This window comes from Streptomyces sp. NPDC001108, assembly GCF_053598535.1.
The window spans coordinates 156647-173261 of the sequence record NZ_JBSFKL010000015.1 but is presented as its reverse complement, the minus strand read 5'-3'; the positions used below and the strand labels follow the sequence as shown (position 1 = coordinate 173261).

The 16615-nt window shown below is 72.3% G+C and carries 14 protein-coding genes; 5 read left to right on the top strand and 9 right to left on the bottom strand.

Annotated features, from left to right (window positions below; all coding sequences use genetic code 11):
* The first annotated feature begins 104 nt into the window (after positions 1 to 104).
* Positions 105 to 680 carry an SMI1/KNR4 family protein gene (locus ACWC97_RS28040; RefSeq protein WP_385204751.1) on the top strand — a complete coding sequence of 192 codons (576 nt, stop codon included), beginning with the start codon at positions 105 to 107 and terminating at the stop codon, positions 678 to 680.
* 30 nt (positions 681 to 710) lie between these two features.
* Here the strand turns inward: ACWC97_RS28040 and ACWC97_RS28035 are convergent, their stop codons facing one another.
* Positions 711 to 1082 (bottom strand): ArsR/SmtB family transcription factor, encoded by a 372-nt coding sequence (locus ACWC97_RS28035; RefSeq protein ID WP_352277800.1) that lies wholly within the window; start codon positions 1080 to 1082, stop codon positions 711 to 713.
* A 94-nt stretch (positions 1083 to 1176) separates the two neighbouring features.
* On the opposite strand from ACWC97_RS28035, the gene ACWC97_RS28030 reads away from it, so the two are divergent.
* Positions 1177 to 3153 carry a heavy metal translocating P-type ATPase gene (locus ACWC97_RS28030; protein ID WP_450652260.1) on the top strand — a complete coding sequence of 659 codons (1977 nt, stop codon included), beginning with the start codon at positions 1177 to 1179 and terminating at the stop codon, positions 3151 to 3153.
* 27 nt (positions 3154 to 3180) lie between these two features.
* On the opposite strand, the gene ACWC97_RS28025 is transcribed toward ACWC97_RS28030, so the two are convergent.
* The 7 genes from ACWC97_RS28025 to ACWC97_RS27995 all read right to left on the bottom strand — a co-directional run bounded on the left by ACWC97_RS28025 (position 3181) and on the right by ACWC97_RS27995 (position 10566).
* The gene (locus tag ACWC97_RS28025; protein WP_450652259.1) at positions 3181 to 3957 is read right to left on the bottom strand and encodes an alpha-ketoglutarate-dependent dioxygenase AlkB; all 777 of its coding nucleotides are present in this window, start codon (positions 3955 to 3957) and stop codon (positions 3181 to 3183) included.
* The gene (locus ACWC97_RS28020) at positions 3941 to 5176 is read right to left on the bottom strand and encodes a hypothetical protein (RefSeq protein ID WP_450652257.1); all 1236 of its coding nucleotides are present in this window, start codon (positions 5174 to 5176) and stop codon (positions 3941 to 3943) included. Before ACWC97_RS28020 ends, ACWC97_RS28025 begins: the two co-directional genes overlap by 17 nt.
* Before the next feature lie 99 nt (positions 5177 to 5275).
* Positions 5276 to 5578 (bottom strand): hypothetical protein, encoded by a 303-nt coding sequence (locus ACWC97_RS28015; RefSeq protein ID WP_450652255.1) that lies wholly within the window; start codon positions 5576 to 5578, stop codon positions 5276 to 5278.
* Between the two features lie 351 nt (positions 5579 to 5929).
* The gene (locus ACWC97_RS28010; RefSeq protein ID WP_385204770.1) at positions 5930 to 6688 is read right to left on the bottom strand and encodes a MerR family transcriptional regulator; all 759 of its coding nucleotides are present in this window, start codon (positions 6686 to 6688) and stop codon (positions 5930 to 5932) included.
* Positions 6689 to 6884: 196 nt separating this feature from the next.
* Positions 6885 to 8225: a M20/M25/M40 family metallo-hydrolase gene (locus ACWC97_RS28005; protein ID WP_352277793.1), complete on the bottom strand. Its 1341-nt coding sequence runs from the start codon at positions 8223 to 8225 to the stop codon at positions 6885 to 6887.
* The gene (locus ACWC97_RS28000; RefSeq protein ID WP_352277791.1) at positions 8222 to 9610 is read right to left on the bottom strand and encodes a cytosine permease; all 1389 of its coding nucleotides are present in this window, start codon (positions 9608 to 9610) and stop codon (positions 8222 to 8224) included. The genes ACWC97_RS28005 and ACWC97_RS28000 overlap by 4 nt, the downstream gene beginning before the upstream one ends.
* Complete coding sequence (locus ACWC97_RS27995; protein ID WP_352277790.1) at positions 9610 to 10566, bottom strand: DUF1177 domain-containing protein; 957 nt, start codon at positions 10564 to 10566, stop codon at positions 9610 to 9612. The genes ACWC97_RS28000 and ACWC97_RS27995 overlap by 1 nt, the downstream gene beginning before the upstream one ends.
* A gap of 165 nt (positions 10567 to 10731) precedes the next feature.
* Here ACWC97_RS27995 and ACWC97_RS27990 point away from each other — a divergent pair, with 165 nt between their 5' ends.
* Both ACWC97_RS27990 and pepE read left to right on the top strand, forming a co-directional pair.
* Positions 10732 to 11559: an IclR family transcriptional regulator gene (locus tag ACWC97_RS27990; protein WP_385204778.1), complete on the top strand. Its 828-nt coding sequence runs from the start codon at positions 10732 to 10734 to the stop codon at positions 11557 to 11559.
* 56 nt (positions 11560 to 11615) lie between these two features.
* The gene (gene pepE, locus ACWC97_RS27985) at positions 11616 to 12344 is read left to right on the top strand and encodes a dipeptidase PepE (protein ID WP_352277786.1); all 729 of its coding nucleotides are present in this window, start codon (positions 11616 to 11618) and stop codon (positions 12342 to 12344) included.
* On the opposite strand, the gene ACWC97_RS27980 is transcribed toward pepE, so the two are convergent.
* Positions 12307 to 14115, bottom strand: coding sequence for an MFS transporter (locus ACWC97_RS27980; protein WP_450652251.1), 1809 nt, complete (start codon positions 14113 to 14115; stop codon positions 12307 to 12309). The genes pepE and ACWC97_RS27980 overlap by 38 nt on opposite strands.
* A gap of 271 nt (positions 14116 to 14386) precedes the next feature.
* On the opposite strand from ACWC97_RS27980, the gene ACWC97_RS27975 reads away from it, so the two are divergent.
* A complete protein-coding gene (locus ACWC97_RS27975; RefSeq protein WP_450652249.1) occupies positions 14387 to 16570 on the top strand; it encodes an acyl-CoA dehydrogenase in 2184 nt (727 codons plus the stop codon).
* Positions 16571 to 16615 lie beyond the last annotated feature (45 nt).

The following is a 16615-nucleotide window of genomic DNA, read 5'->3' as shown; positions in this document are numbered from 1 at the left end:
GTATCGGAGCGACCCTCCGCCTTGCGATCGCACGCACCGGACACCGCACGGCCCGGCCTCCGGCCGGACGACGGCAGTTTGAAGACAGGTCCTAGCCTTGGACCATGAATCGTTCCGTCCTGCCGCCCCCGCCCCCGCTGACCGAGGCGGAGACGGCCGAGGCCGAGGCGGGGCTCGGGATCGTCTTCCCGGCCGAGTACCGCCGCCACCTGTTGAGGGTGAGTGCGGGCGGGGCTGTCGCCCGGCTCATGAGGACGGAGAGCGGCTGGTGGTGGGAGGGGAACGAGGAGGGGCGGCGTGACCTGCTGGCCGTGCCCTTCCCCCACCCCGACTCCTATGTGGAGGCCGGCGACGAGCTCGACCGGCGGGAGCCCCGGGCCGGGGACCATCCGGACGACGCCGCGTTCGCGCGGGCGATGGCCGCCTGGAACGACGAGCGCGAGGAGTTCGAGGACCGGAAGACGGCCGGGGCCGTCGTCGTGCGGGAGCACGGCTGCGGCTTCGCCACGCTGCTGGCGGTCACCGGTCCGCTGGCCGGCACGATGTGGTGGGACGGCCGGGCCACCTGCGACCTGATCATCCCGCTCTCCCTCGACCACGCGGCCGGTGCCCGGCCCGTCACCTTCGGCGAATGGCTGGGGCGCGACTCCTGGGACCTGCTGCCGCCCGGCTGGGGGTGAGATCCGGCGGCGGGAGCCGGGTCGCCGGCCTCAGGCGGTGGCCGGGGTGTCGTGCAGTCCCAGACGCAGGTGCTCGACGTGGTAGAGGGCCTGGTCGAGCAGTTCGGCGACGTGGTTGTCGTAGAGCGAGTACACGATGGAACGGCCCTGCCGCTCGCCGGTGACCAGGCCGAGGTTGCGCAGGAGCCGGAGCTGGTGGGAGCAGGCGGAGGCTTCCATGCCGACCGCCTCGGCGAGGTCCCCGACAGCGCAGGGGCCTTCCTGCAGGCGGGCCAGGATGTAGAGCCGGGAGGGCGTGGCGAGGGCCTGGAGCGTGGCGGCGACATCGGCGGTACCGACCGCGTCGAGACGCTCGCGGGTGGTACCGGCGCTGGTGGCGGTCGTATCGCGTCCGTGGCCCATGGGTCCATCATAGCGATGACACATGAAGAGCTGTTCAGATATTCCTGTACGGTGGAGGCGTTGCCCCGCTCCGCCCGTGGAGGGTCGTTCCGTCATGCCATCTGTTGTGGAACTGCGTTCCGCACCGTCCGCCGGTGTCGCGCGTCCGGAGCCGCCCCGGCACCGCACCCGGCTGCTCGCGCTGCCCGAGGCCCGGTGGGCGCTCGCGGCGCTGGTGCTGTTCCTCCTGGCGCTGCCGGTCCACCTCCTGGGCGGTCCGACGTGGCTGTGGGGCACCCTGTTCGCCGCCACGTACGTCACCGGCGGCTGGGAACCGGGCTGGGAGGGGCTGAAGGCCCTGCGCGGCAGGACGCTGGACGTGGACCTGCTGATGATCGTCGCCGCCCTCGGGGCCGCCGCGATCGGCCAGGTCCTCGACGGGGCGCTGCTGATCGTCATCTTCGCGACCTCCGGCGCCCTGGAGGCCGTCGCGACCGCGCGGACCGCCGATTCCGTGCGCGGGCTGCTCGACCTCGCTCCCACCACCGCCACCCGGCTCCTGCCCGACGGCGCCGAGGAGACGGTGGAGACCGGGCGGCTGGCGGTCGGGGACACGGTCCTGGTCAGGCCGGGCGAGCGGGTCGGTGCGGACGGCCGGGTCCTCGACGGTGCCAGTGACGTGGACCAGGCCACCATCACCGGCGAGCCGCTGCCGGTGGTCAAGCGGACGGGGGACGAGGTGTTCGCCGGCACCGTCAACGGCACCGGCGCCCTGCGGGTACGCGTCGAACGCGACCCGTCGGACTCGGTGATCGCCCGGATCGTGAGAATGGTCGAGGAGGCATCCGGGACCAAGGCGCCCACCCAGCTCTTCATCGAGAAGATCGAGCAGCGTTACTCGATCGGCATGGTCCTCGCGACCCTCGCCGTCTTCGCGGTTCCGCTCGCCTTCGGCGACACCCTCCCCTCGGCACTGCTGCGGGCCATGACGTTCATGATCGTGGCCTCCCCGTGCGCGGTGGTGCTCTCCACCATGCCGCCGCTGCTGGCGGCCATCGCCAACGCCGGCCGCCACGGTGTCCTCGCCAAGTCCGCCGTCGTCATGGAACGCCTCGGCCAGATCGACGCCGTCGCCCTGGACAAGACCGGCACCCTCACCGAGGGCGCCCCGCACGTCACCGACCTGCGCCCGCTGCCCGGCAGCGGCCTGGACGAGAGCGCGCTCCTCGCGCTGGCGGCGTCCGCCGAGCACGCCAGCGAACATCCGCTCGCCCGTGCCGTGGTCGCCGCCGCCCGCGAACGTGGCCTGCCCCTGGCCGCAGCCGAAGAGTTCACCTCCGCTCCGGGGCAGGGGGTCGTCGCCACCGTCGACGGACACACGGTCGCGGTCGGCGCTCCCGCGCGACTGCTGCGCGGCGCCGCCCACCGGCCGCCCCGGGACGTGGTGGCCGAGCTGGAGGAGGCCGGGCGTACCACCGCCGTCGTCCTGCGGGACGGGGAGCCGGTGGGCGTGCTGGGGATCGCGGACCGGCTGCGGCCCGACGCGGCGGCGACCGTCACCGAACTCGCCCGGCTGACCGGCCGCACCCCCGTCCTGCTGACCGGCGACAACGAACGCGCCGCCGGGCGGCTGGCCGCCGAGGTCGGCATCACCGAGGTCCGCGCCGGACTCCTGCCCCAGGACAAAGCCGCCGCCGTCAAGGAGTGGGAAGCGCGGGGCCTCCGTGTGCTGGTCGTGGGGGACGGTGTCAACGACGCCCCCGCGCTGGCCGCCGCGCACTCCGGGATCGCGATGGGCAAGGCCGGCTCCGACCTCGCCCTGGAGACCGCCGACGCCGTCGTCGTCCGCGACGAACTGGCCACCATCCCCTCGGTCGTGCGGCTCTCCCGCGCCGCCCGCCGCCTCGTGATCCAGAACCTGGCCATCGCCGGAACGTTCATCACCGTCCTGGTCGCCTGGGACCTGATCGGCACCCTTCCGCTGCCCCTGGGCGTCGCCGGCCACGAGGGCTCCACCGTCATCGTCGGCCTCAACGGGCTGCGTCTGCTGCGTGGGGCCGCCTGGCCCCGGCCCACCGACGACGCCGGGTGAGCGGGCGGGCCCGGAGCCGCAGGGGCCTCAGCGCGGGACGGGCGGCAGCAGGTCGCTCTCGCTGACGGTGTACGTCAACGGCGGGTAGACGAAGCCCGTTTCGTGGTTCTCACGGCGCCGCAGCCGGTAGAACTCCCGCGCCTGCTCCTCGTCGGCCGCCGTGAGGCGTGCACCGTGCGGGAGGTGCGGTTCTCCGTCGCGGAAGCGGAGGAAGGTCTTCGACGTGCGGAAGGTGATGCCCAGCCACTGGTTGTCCGGCGCCCGGCCGGGCGACTCCAGGACGATGCGGTGCTTGAGGCGCCGGTTCGCCTCCACGGAGAACGTGACGACGCCGTTGTGGGCGAGGGGGAGTTCGAACCTCTCGTCCCCGGGCCCCTTCGCTTCGACGAGCAGCTTCCTCGGCGGGCCCGCTTCGGGGTACCGGTAGCAGGAGAACACGGCGATGAACGAGTCGTCGGCCAGATCGAGGGCCTGGTCGGAATGGGCGCCCATGGTGGCGTAGGCGTTGGTGTAGGTCTCGATCAGGGCGTTGTTGAAGCCGACCGGGATTGCCGCACGGTCCTGGATCCGCCGCGCCAGCCGCTCGTGCACCGCCCGGAAACGCTGCGCCGGGCCGGCGTACCGGGTGGTGGTGCGGACGAGGGGTACGCCGCCCGTCTCGTCGACCCGGGTGAGCGTGGCGCCCCTCCGGCCCTTCCCCACGTCTTCGAGGAGGGCGGACGCGGCCAGCTCCGCGAAGGGGTTCTCCTCGGTCGGCAGGGCGTACGCGCGGACCTCGTCCGGGATCCTAGGGCCGGGGCGCAAGGTAATCTCCCGTGTTCATGCTGAAGCGGAACCTGTCGCCGTAGTCGATGAAGGACGACGTGCTGTTCTCCTCGGCGTACAGCCTGCGCAGCTCGTCCGTTCCGGAGGGTGTGGGCGGCCCCAACTCCACCGATTCTCCGGCCACTTGGATGAACGTACGGCCGCTCCGGTGGACGGCCTCGGTGTCCGAGCAGCGCACCACGTATCCCAGGCGGGTCGGGAGCAGCTCGGCGGCCAGCCCCGAGGGGCGGATCTCGTGCGTGTACAGGCGGTTGGTGGACAACGGCATGAAGAAGACGGAGCCGGGGTGGAGGGTCAGGGTGAACCGCGCGGGGAGCGCGGCCCCGGCAGGCTGCCCGGTCGGGTCCTTGAGGCGGAAGCGGAGCCTGGTCAGCCCGCTGGTGCCCCGTACGCCGTGGTCGAAGGGGTCCCCGGGCAGGGAATCCAGCCCGTCGAGCCGGTCGTAGAAGGTGCAGAAGGCCATGATGCCGTTGGCGGGCATGTCCTTGGTCTTGTCGGCGTGGGCGGAGATCCTGGCCTTGGACTGCTTGCGTGCCGCCGTGGCGGGGGTGTTGTGGTAGATCTGCGCGAGCACGTGGTTCAGTGGCGCCTGGCCCCGGAACACGGTGGCGGCCTCGCGGTTCAGGGCCTCGACGATGTGCGTGTCGGTGGGGCGGAAGTTCTCGGTCGGCCCCGAGAGGTTGGTGGAGCACCGCAGCAGGTGGAAGCGGAGATCGTCGCCGTCGCGGGTGACGGGGGTCAGATAGATTCCGCTGCGGTGCGCCGCACCGGGCTTGGTGGACTCCGTCAGGGACTGGAACGCGTGCTCCGCGGCGATCCGCCCGAAGTGGTCGTCGCCGGGTTCGAAGAACCGGGGGTAGTACACTCCGGCGCCGTGCACGCGGACCGGGACCCGGCCGATCCCGACGACGTCCCACGGCGCCGCCGCGTCGTCCTCGTCGTCTCCGTGCGACAGCTCGCGGACGGCGAACACCCGCTCGGCCGCACGCAGTTGGTGTCGGTCGATTCCGGACAGGTCGCCGCACAGGTAGACGGTCCTGCCCGTGAGGGCGTCCGGGGCGGAGGTGAGGTCGTCCGGGGCGATCACCGTGCCGAAGAAGTTCCCGAGCCGGTCGTCGTCCCGCAACGCCGAAGGCGCGACCAGGACGTTGCCCGTATCGTCGATGCGGGCTTCCGCCGGTTCTGCCGTGCTGTCCATCGAGTGGTACCCGTCCTTTCGTGGCGTGGGAACGGACCGCGCTCCGCCGCCTCGGCCGTGACGCGCGGACGAGGAGGACGGGGCGGGCCCTGGCCGGGGTCAGCCGTACACGTAGGCCAGGACCAGCACCACGAAGAGCACGGCGGATCCGCCGAGCAGGGTCAGTGCCGCCGGGACCGCCGCCGTCAGTCGCCGCTTGCCCTTGCGGAGGCCGGAGCGGAACACCTTGAAGGTGAGAACGAGCGGCGCCACCAGCAGGACGAGGGCGACCAGTGGCACCAGGATCCGGGCGGCCGTGGGGGCGCCGGAGTCGTTGATCAGACTCCAGGAGGCGTTGCAGAAGAGCACGGCCGGACCGGCCGACAGATAGAACGAGAGGCCCAGCCCCACGGCAACGGTCACTCCCTCCGTCAGCCGTTCGGTCCACGTGACCTCCGGACGCGCTTCCGCCATCTCCCCGCCCCCCACGCCGGTGACCTCGGACACCGAACCCCGGTGTCGGCACCCCGGCCGAATCGTTCAGTCCGTGACCAGGGGAACGATAGCGCCAGGGCTCGGGGCGGCCGGCACTGCGGATCCCGATGAGGTTCAGGGGTCGACGGCGTGCGGGCGAACGGCCGGTCGCCCCGCCGAGCACGCTCGGCGCCGCGTCACCCGGCCCCTTCGACGTGCCGGAGGTGGCGCATCGCCGGGCTCCAGAGCGGTGGGACCCCTCCGTCCGGTGGCAGGTCGGCCGGCGGCGCGGCCGGTCGGTCAGTTCAGCCGGGTGTCCGCGTAGACGACCATCGCGTCGCGCTGGTACTCGGCCAGCCCGTCGGCGATCCGGTCGAAGTTCGCCCGGAACCGGGGGTCGTCGACGTATGTCTGGGCGAGCCCCTTGTACGCCTCCGCGCACGGGGTCCAGAACCGGCACACGCCCTGGTAGAGGGTGTCCACCTCGGCCTGCACCGCCGGGTCGGTGACGGGTGTGCCGGCCGTCATGAACTCCGCCATGCGGATCATCTGCGCCGTCACGTCACGCTGCCACTGCTCCATGCCTTCGGGGGTCATCCCCGCGATGGCCTGCTGGGACTGCTCCCACTGCTCCGGCCACCGCTCGCGTGCCTCCGCGTCGTGCTGTCCGGCCTCGAACCCCTCGAACAGGTTCTCCGGCCTGTTGATCTCTGCCATGCCGTCCTCCTTGCCTCTCTCCAGTTCGGCGATGGTCCGGCTCACGGTGCGGGCGAGCGTCTCCAGCCGGTCGCGTTCCGTGAGCAGCCGATGGTGGTGCTCGCGGAGCGCGGCCAACTGATCCACCTGGCTGTCCAGGACCGCCTGGATCTCGCGCAGCCCCAGGCCCAGCTCCCGCATCAGCAGGATCTGCTGCAACCGCAGCAGTCCGGGCTCGTCGTACTGGCGGTGCCCGTTGCTCCCGATCCGTGCCGGTGGCAGCAGGCCGATCTCGTCGTAGTGCCGCAGCGTCCGGGAGGTCACGCCGGACATCCGGGCCACATCCGCGATCGACCAGGTCATCGCCCCGCCTCACCTCGCCGGGCCGGTCTTTCCGGCCACACCCAGGACGGTAGGAGTTGACGCAGCGGAAACCGCAAGCCGGAACCGGGAATCCGCGCCGTCGCATACGTACGCCCCCGCCGGAGGCATGGTTCCGGAGGGGGCGTACGTGGGGTGGGCCCGGGTCGGGGCCCCTGGCAGGGTGCCGAGTGGGGAATCAGCAGCTCTGCCAGAGCCGGGTCATGACGCGGACGCCGAAGCGCAGTCCCTCCAGCGGGACGCGCTCGTCCACGCCGTGGAAGAGACGGCCGTAGTCCAGGTCGTGCGGGAGCTTCAGCCCCTTGAAGCCGAAGCAGCGGATGCCGAGGTGGGTGAACGCCTTGGCGTCGGTGCCGCCCGGGTTGCAGTACGGGACGGGGTGGCCGTCCGGGTCCTCGGCGCGGACGGCGGCACACATGGCGTCGACCAGCGGGCCGTCGAACGTGGTCTCCATCGCGATGTCGTGGTTGACCCACTCCCGGCGGACCGAGGGGAGCAGCAGGCGGTCGATCGTGTCGATCAGCTCCTGCTCGTGGCCGGGCAGGAAGCGGCCGTCCACCCGGGCGGTCGCCTTCCCCGGGATCACGTTGGTCTGGTAGCCCGCGGTGAACATGGTGGGGTTGGCCGAGTTGCGGAGCACCACCTGCATGAAGTCGGAGACCGGGCCCAGCTTCGCGAGGCTGCCCTCGATGTCGTCCTCGTCGAACTCGACGCCGTAGAGCCGGGCGGCCTCCTCCAGGAGGGCGCGGACCGGTTCGATCAGCCGGATCGGGAAGGTCTCGCGGCCGATGCGGGCCAGCGACTCGGCGAGGTCGGTGACGGCGTTCTCGTCGTTGGGGGACGAGCCGTGGCCGGCCCGGCCGGTGGCGGTCAGCTCCATCCAGGCCATGCCGCGCTGGGCGTTCTCGATCGGGTACAGGCGGCGGGTGTCGTCGATCGCGAAGGAGAAGCCGCCGCCCTCGCCGATCGCCTCGGTGACCCCGGCGAACAGCTCCGGGCGGTGCTCGACCAGCCAGTGCGCGCCGAACTTGCCGCCCGCCTCCTCGTCGGCGAGGAAGGCCAGGACCAGGTCGCGGGAGGGACGGGTGCCGGTGCGGGCGAAGTGCCGGGCGGTGGCCAGCATCACGGCCACCGTGTCCTTCATGTCGATCGCGCCGCGCCCCCACAGGTAGCCGTCGCGGATCTCGCCGGAGAACGGCGGCACCCGCCACTCGGCGGCGTCGGCCGGTACGACGTCCAGGTGGCCGTGGACCAGCAGCGCGCCGCGCCCGGGGTCGGCGCCCGCGATCCGGGCGATCACACTGGCCCGGCCCGGGGCCGACTCGACCAGCTCGGAGGCGATGCCCACCTCCGCGAGGCGGGCCACCACCCAGTCCGCGCAGGCCCGCTCGTCGCTGGTGGGGTTGGAGGTGTCGAAGCGGATCAGCTCGGCGCAGAGCCCGATCACCTCGTCCTGGGCCTCGGCGGACGCCGGGACGAGCGGGGTGGAGCCGGTGGTGGTGGGGTCGGGGGTGGTCATGCTGCTCCCACAGGGGTCGTCGCGGGGGTGGCGGGGGCGGTGTCGTCCTCGTCGTCCAGGGCGGAGGTGCCGTACGGCTTCACCCAGCCCAGCAGGCCGAGGACGCTGTACAGGACGAAGGCGGTGGCCAGCGAGTTCAGGGCCGGTATGCCGCCGTCGTAGAACTTGCCGACGCAGAACGCGGCGATCCAGATGGCGAGGGACATCGGCACCCAGGTCGGCGAGGAGGCCGGAAGGGTCTCCGAGGCGCGCGTCTCGTCCAGCGGCTTGCGCATCCGCTTCACGATCCAGTACTCGGCCACGATGATGCCGCCGATCGGCGGGATGGCGACGCCGAGGACGGAGAGGAACTCGGTGAAGTGGGTCATGATCCCGACGGCGGACAGGACCGTGCCGGCGACACCGAGGACGATCGTGACCACACCGCGGTGCAGTCGCTTGCCGAAGACGACCTGGAAGAAGTTGACGACGCCGAGCGAGGAGCCGTACAGGTTCCAGTCGTTGATCTTCGCGGTGGACATCAGGACCACCAGCACACCGAAGACGCCCGAGGTGGAGAGCACGATGTGCGACACCTCGCTGCTCTTCACCAGGTGGCCCAGGAGCACACCGGTCATGCCGACGATGTACTCGGAGAGGATCATCGACGAGGCGCTCTGGACGAAGACGTGCGAGCCCTTCCGGTTGTACCGGGTCATCTCCGGGGCCACGATCGCGCCGGTCATGAAGCCGCCCGCGATGGCGGTGGCGGCGACGGCCAGCGGGATGGTCTGGCCGGGCGGCGGGGAGCTGATCAGGTCGCTCAGGGAGTGGTCCTTCAGCGTGGAGATCACCGACCAGGCGACCATCGCGAAGAACAGCGGCGTGACGATCTTGGCGAAGACGGCCATGTACTTGAAGCCGAAGATCACCAGGGCGGTGATGCCCACTCCGGCCAGCACGCACCACATCCAGGACGGGCCGCCGACCAGCGCCGATACGCTGTTGCCGAAGATCGTGTTCTGGACGCCGAACCAGCCGACCAGGCTGACCGCGATCACGAAGCTGACCAGTGCAGAACCGTTTCTGCCGAAGCCGACCCAGCGGGTCAGCATCGGGGTCGCCAGCCCCTCGCGCATCCCGGCCAGACCGATCGCGAAGATCACGATCTCCAGGATCACCGCGCCGAGCGTGAAGGCGAGGAAGGCGTCGCCGAAGGTCATCCCGACGCCGATGGTGGCGCCGAGGGTGAACTGCGAGATCGAACCGGACTGGGCCAGCCACTGGAGCAGCATGGACCAGAAGCCGAAGCGCTTGTCGCGCGGGACGCGGGAGAGCGCGTAGTCGTCGCTGCCGATGGCCTTGGTCTCGTGGACCCCGGCCTCGGCCTGCGGGGTGGCTGCCATCAGGACTCCTGCTGGGGGGTACGGCCGAGGGTCTGGAGGTGTGCCAGGGACCCGTAGCGGTTGACGAGGTTGTCGAACTCCACCGCGTCGTGGAAGTCCAGGTGGCCGCCGCCGAAGGACTTGGCGACCTCGACGGCGTAGCGGGCGGCGGACGCGATGTCCGTCTCGTGGCTCGCGCCCGTACCGCAGCCGGGCACCGCGGCGGCCGAGGTGATGGCCAGACCGACGACCGGGGCAGCCGTCGCGGTGGCGGGCTGGAGGATCGAATTGATGTGGTGTGCACCATTACCGTACGGGGTGATGTCCTGTGTGGTCACGGGGTACGTGACCAACGGCTCACCGGTCACCACGGCCAGGAGCTCGCCGAGGCGCTCGCTGACCCGGAGCACCCAGCCCTCCTTGACGGTGGGCGAGAGGGCGAGGCCCTTGTGGTTGATGATGCGGTTGCCCTTGGTGGTGTCGATGGAGAGCACGGCCTCCATCTCGTCGGTCACCTCGTGGCGGTTCATCGTCGCGATGTCCACCGGCGAGCCCATGAACGGCACCGGGTCGTGCGGCTCGGTCGGCGCGTTCGGGCAGATGTGGGTGGCGACGATCACATCACCGGGCAGCACGTCGCCGCGGCGGCGCATGTCGAGCAGCTTGGCGGCGGTGGCGACGGCGGCGACCGCGCCGTCGGCGTCGGAGACCAGGCCGGTCACCTCGGGCCGGGCGCCGATGCCGCCGAGCCGGCCGACCACGCCGAGCGTGCGGGCGTCGCCGCCGGACGAACGTCCTCGGGAGCCGGGGACGCGCACCATCACGAAGTCCGTCGAGCCCCGCTCGCCGATGACCGTGGTGACCTGCGCGGACGAGCCCTCGGCGCCGCTCACGGAGTCGAGGTACTCGACGACCGCCTTGCCGTTGGCCTGGGGATCGTCCAGAAGATCGACGATGTCCAGCACGTACTTCAACATGGGGGGCCTTTCTCGCTCGTCCGGTCCCGCTGACCGGGGCCCCCGGCCGGCGCTCGACGGGGGAGAGGCGCGGGGCGGGGTGCTGAGGCCACATTCGGGATCGGATAGCGTTGAGCGCAACAGTTTCCCTTTATTTGCAATTCAGGTCTGAATGGTGAGATGACGATGGCGGAGTTCGATCTGGACCGGCGCACCCCCGCCGGAGCCCTGCAAACCGTCGACCGGGCGCTCCTCGTGCTGCTCGCCTTCGAGCGGACCCGGCCCGACTGGGGCGTCACCGAGGTCGCCGAGGAGTTCGGCTGGGACACCTCGGTGGCCCAGCGGCTGCTCGCCACCCTCGCCGGACGCGGCTTCCTCGTCTCCGACCCGGCCACCCGCCGCTACCGCATCGGCCCCGCCGTGCTCCGCCTGGGCAGGCTCTGGGAGCGCTCCGGCTCGCTGGAGCTGCTGGCCGGGCCGGTCCTGGAGGAGTTGTGCCGGGTCACCGGCGACACCGTGCTGTTCTGCCTGCCGGACAGCTTCCACATGCGGTGCGTCGCCGCCGAGGAGGGCGAGGCCGGGCCGCTGCGCTACTACCCGCTGGTCGGCGAGCTGTATCCGGCGCACGCCGGGGCGACCAGCAAGTCGTACTACGCCTACCTGCCCGACGAGCAGCGCCACCGGCTCTTCCGGGGCCGTCCGATGGCCCGCTTCACCGAGCGGACGGTCACCGACCCGGACCGGCTGGAGGAGGAGTTCCTCCGGATCCGCGCCCAGGGGTACGCCTGGACGGTCGGCGAGTACGACACCGGCATCGCCACCGTCGCCGTCCCCGTCTTCCTGGGGCGCGAGCCCTACGGCAGCCTCAGCCTCGGCGGCGCCGAGCAGCTCTTCGCGGGGGCGCCGGACGACCGGCTCGACGCGCTGCGCCACGCGGCCGGGCTGCTGGAGCAGCGGCTCACCCGCCCGCCGCAGCGCCCCAGGCCCCGCGCCCGCCGCCCCCGTACGGCCTGACGCCCGTCACCGCACCGCAAGAGACCGGAAGACCGGAAGAGAACCGAGAGGTACCGATGAATCTGCTGCTGCTCTCCAACTCCACCCAGTACGGCCGGGGTTACCTGGAACACGCCCTCGACACCGTCACCGCGTTCCTGCCCGAAGGCGCCCGGCTGGCCTTCGTCCCGTACGCGCTCGCCGACCACGACACGTACACCGCCCGGGTCCGCACCGCCCTCGAACCGGCCGGGATCACCGTGCGCGGGGTGCACGAGAACACCGACCCGGTCGCCGAACTCGCCGCGTCCGACGCCGTGTTCATCGGCGGCGGCAACTCCTTCCGGCTGCTGAGCGCGCTGTACCGGACCGGTCTGCGCGAGGCCGTGACCGAGGCGGTACGGGAGGGGCTGCCGTACATGGGCGCCAGCGCGGGAACGAACATGGCGGCGCCGACCCTGCGGACCACCAACGACATGCCGATCGTGCAGCCGCCGTCCTTCGAGACGCTCGGGCTCGTCCCGTTCCAGATCAACCCGCACTACCAGGACCCGGACCCGGCCAGCACCCACAAGGGCGAGACCCGCGAGGAGCGGCTGACGGAGTTCCTGGAGGAGAACGACGTGCCGGTGCTCGGCCTGCGCGAGGGCTCCTGGCTGCGCGTGGAGGGCGACCGGGCTGCCGTCGACGGCGCCCACCCGGCCCGGCTGTTCACCCGCGACACCCCGCCGCGGGAGCTGGCGGCGGGGTCGGACGTCTCGTGGCTCCTTACGACGGCACCGCGGTTCGACGCTCCGGCGCGCTGAGCTCCAGCACCAGATCGGCCTCGACCGGCAGGCCGTCGCCCGGGTGGGCCGCCGGGCGGGCGCACGGGGCGAAACCGGCCGCCGAGCCGGCCAGTACGTAGCTGCCGCCGTGCGGGGCGGTCAGGGCGTAGTGGCCGTCCTCGCCCGCCACGGCCAGGCCGGCCTGGCGCCCCCGGTGGTCGATCAGCGTCACATTGGCGCGGGCCACCGGGGCGCCGTCCGCGTCCAGCACCCGCCCCCGGAAGCCGCCCGAACCGGCCACCGGGCGGGAGGCCGCGGGGGGAACGGGGGCCGTGGGCGCCGGGGCCCCGTCCTCGCTGCTCGCCAGCAGGACCGGGCGCGCCGGCGCGCGGCGGGACGGCAGGAACGAGGCCAGCACCAGCCCCGCCACCACCGCGCCCGTGGCGATCAGGAACGAGATGCGGAACCCCTCCATCGAGGGCAGCGCGGTCCCGCCCGTACGGATCGAGGTGTTGGCCAGCACCATGCCGATGACGGCGCTCGACACCGATGTGCCGATCGACCGCATCAGAGTGTTCAGCCCGTTGGCCGCACCGGTCTCGGACGGGTCGACCGCCCCGATGATCAGCGCGGGCAGCGAGGAATACGCCAGTCCGATGCCCGCACCGAGCACCACCGCGATCACCACGGTCTGCCAGGCGGCGCTCATCAGCCCGAGCCCCGCCCCGTAGCCGACGGCCATCACCAGCATGCCGAGCATCAGGGAGACCTTGGGGCCCCGGCGGGCGGAGAGCCGGGCGTACAGCGGGGCGACGAGCATCATCGTGATGCCGAGCGGCGCCACGCACAGCCCCGCGACCACCATCGACCGCCCGAGCCCGTACCCCGTGGACTCCGGGAGCTGGAGCAGTTGTGGCAGGACCAGCGAGACCGCGTAGAACGCCACCCCGACCATGATCGAGGCGAGGTTGGTCAGCAGCACCTCGCGCCGGGCGCTGGTGCGCAGATCGACCAGCGGGGTCGGGCTGCGCAGCTCGAACAGGCCCCACAGGACCAGGACCAGCAGTGCGGTGGCGATCAGGCCGAGCGTGGCGGGCGAGGTCCAGCCCCAGTCGGCGCCCTTGGTGATCGGCAGCAGCAGGCAGACCAGCCCGAGCGAGAGCCCCAGCGCCCCGGGCAGGTCGAAACGGCCGGGGGCGCGCAGCGAGGTCTCCGGCACGGCGAGGACGGTGAGCGCCATCGACAGCACCCCGAGACCGGCCGAGCCGAGGAACAGGGCGTGCCAGTCGGCGTGCTGGGCGACCAGCGCGGCGGCGGGCAGCGCCAGCCCGCCGCCCACCCCGATCGAGGAACTCATCAGCGCCATCGCCGAACCGAGCCGCTCCCGGGGCAGTTCGTCGCGCATGATGCCGATGCCCAGCGGAATGGCGCCCATCGCGAAGCCCTGGAGGGCGCGCCCCACGATCATGACCACGAGTTCGTCGGTGAAGGCGCATATCAGGGAGCCGGCCACCATCACGGCGAGACTGGCGAGCAGCATCTTCCGCTTGCCGCGGAGATCACCGAGCCGGCCCATGATCGGGGTGGCGACGGCCCCCGCGAGCAGCGTCGCCGTCATCACCCAGGTGGCGTTCGACGGGGCGGTGTGCAGCAGGGCGGGCAGGTCCTTGATGACGGGGACGAGCAGGGTCTGCATCACCGCGACGGTGATGCCCGCGAAGGCGAGCACGGGGACGATCCCGCGACCGGCCTTGCGCGGACGGGGATCGGGGAGCTCCCCGGGGTGCTGTTCGTTCGTCGTCTGTGGCATGCGTGCGGCCTCCGGGCGGCGTGGTCGAGGTTGGGAGGAGAGGTACGGGCGGTGCGGGCGGGCAGCTCCGACCGCCGACTGTGTGCACTGTGAAACCTTTCAGACGTCCGGTGTATTCCGGTGAACGTGGCGCGAACGGGGCGCGGTGGCGCACGTGTTGGGCGCACGGGGGCGGACCGCTCCCGATCCACCCGTCATCTGACCTTCCGTCAGAATGGAACGTGTTCTACTCTTGCGGCCGTTCCAGTGGCTGCGACCGGCGAGGATCCGCATGGGCATCGGAATCACCGAAGAACACAGGGAACTGGCACGGGCCGTACGGGGCCGCCTGGCGCGCGCCGTACCACCGGAGGAGATCCGCGCCCTGCTCGACGCGGACACCCCGGGCACCCCCGGCGCGCGCCCCAAGTACTGGGACGGGCTCGCCGAACAGGGCCTGCTCTCCCTCCACCTCCCCGAGGAGCACGGCGGCGACGGCGGCCGCCTCCTCGACCTGGCCGTGGTCCTCGAAGAGGCCGGACGCGCCGCCCTCCCCGGCCCCTACCAGGCCACCTCCCTCGCCTCCACCGTGCTCGCCGAGTCCGGACCGCCCGGCCTGGCGCGGGCCCTCGCGGCGGGGGAGCGCATCGGCGCCGTCGCACTCGGACCCGGCACCCTCACCGCCGTCGAGCACGGCGACGGCCACCTCCTCGACGGCACCGCACCCCCCGTCCTCTCCGCCGCCGACGCCGACCTGCTGCTTCTGCCCGCCGCGTCGGCCGCCGGGACCCTCTGGTTCGCCGTCGACACCGCCACCGAGGGGCTGACCGTCCGGGCGCACCACGGCGCCGACCCGACCCGGCCCACCGCCGAGGTCCGCGCCGCCGGAGTGCTCGTCCCCGCCGCCCGGATCGTCGCGACCGACTCCGTGCGCGTCCGCGACCTCGCCGCCGTCCTGTTCGCCGCCGAAGCCTGCGGAACCGCCGCCCAGGCACTGCACCTGGCGTCCGAACACGCCAAGGTGCGTGAGCAGTTCGGCCGCCCCATCGGACAGTTCCAGGGCATCAAGCACCTCTGTGCCGACATGCTCGTACGGGTCGAACGGGCCCGCGCGCTCGTCTGGGACGCCGCCCGCGCCGCCGACGAGGAGGGGACCGGCCCCGACGTGCGGTCCCTGACCGCCGCCCTCGCCGCGTCCGAAGCCCTCGAAGCCGCGTTCGGCTGCGCCAAGGACTGCATCCAGATCCTCGGCGGCATCGGCTTCACCTGGGAGCACGACGCCCATCTGTATCTGCGCCGCGCCCTCGTCGCCCGCCAGCTGCTCGGCTCCGGCGACACCCACCGGCTGCGCGCCGCCCGGCTCGCCGAGGCCGGGGCCCGGCGCGGGCTCGCCCTCGAACTGCCCGCCGAGGCCGGCCCGTACCGGGAGGCCGCCCGGGAGGCCGTGGCCGGGGCCCGGGGGCTCGACCCGAAGGCCGCCCGCCGCGCCCTCGCCCCGACCGGCTACGCCGCCCCGCACCTCCCGGCCCCCCACGGGCTGGACGCGGGCCCCGTCCAACAGCTCGCCATTCAAAGGGAGTTGGCGGAACAGGGCATCCGGCTGAGCGACCTCGGGATCGCCACCTGGGTGGTGCCCTCGCTCATCGCCCACGGAACGCCCGAGCAGCGGGAGCGCTACCTGCTGCCCACCCTGCGCGGCGAACTCCTGTGGTGCCAGCTCTTCTCCGAGCCCGGCGCCGGCTCCGACCTCGCCTCCCTCCGCACGAAGGCGGAACGGACCGAGGAGGGCTGGCGGATCAACGGCCAGAAGGTGTGGACCAGCGCCGCCCAGGGGGCCGACCACGGCATCCTCCTCGCCCGCACCGACCCCGACGCCCCCAAGCACCGGGGCATCGGCTACTTCCTCGTCGACATGAAGAACACCCCGGGCATCGACATCCGGCCACTGCGGGAGATCACCGGCGACCGGCTCTTCAACGAGGTGTACTTCGACGACGTCCTGCTGCCCGCGGACGCCGTCGTCGGCGCGCCCCAGGACGGCTGGAAGGTCGCCCGCCACACCCTGGGCAACGAACGCGTCCACATGGCCGACCAGATGACCTTCGACACCGGCCTCGAAGCGCTGATCGCCCGCTCCGGCGAGCTCGACGGCGCCTGCCGCGCCCGGATCGGGGCGCTCGCCGCCGAGGCCCACGCGCTCGGCTGCATCGGACTGCGCACCACGCTGCGGCAGGTCTCCGGACTCGAACCCGGCGCCGGGGCCTCGGTACGCAAACTCGTCCAGACCACCCACCAGCAGAAGGTCGCCGAGTTCGTCCTCGAACTGCTCGGCCCGGCGGGCGCCACCGGCGAAGGACCCCGGGAACGGGCCCTGCACGGCTTCCTGATGTCCCGCTGCCTGACCATCGCGGGCGGCACCACCCAGGTCCAGCTCAACGTCGTCGCCGAGCGCATCCTCGGCCTCCCGCGCGACTGAACACGAACGAAACCGAAGGGACCGCCCCCGTGAAACCCATGAAGC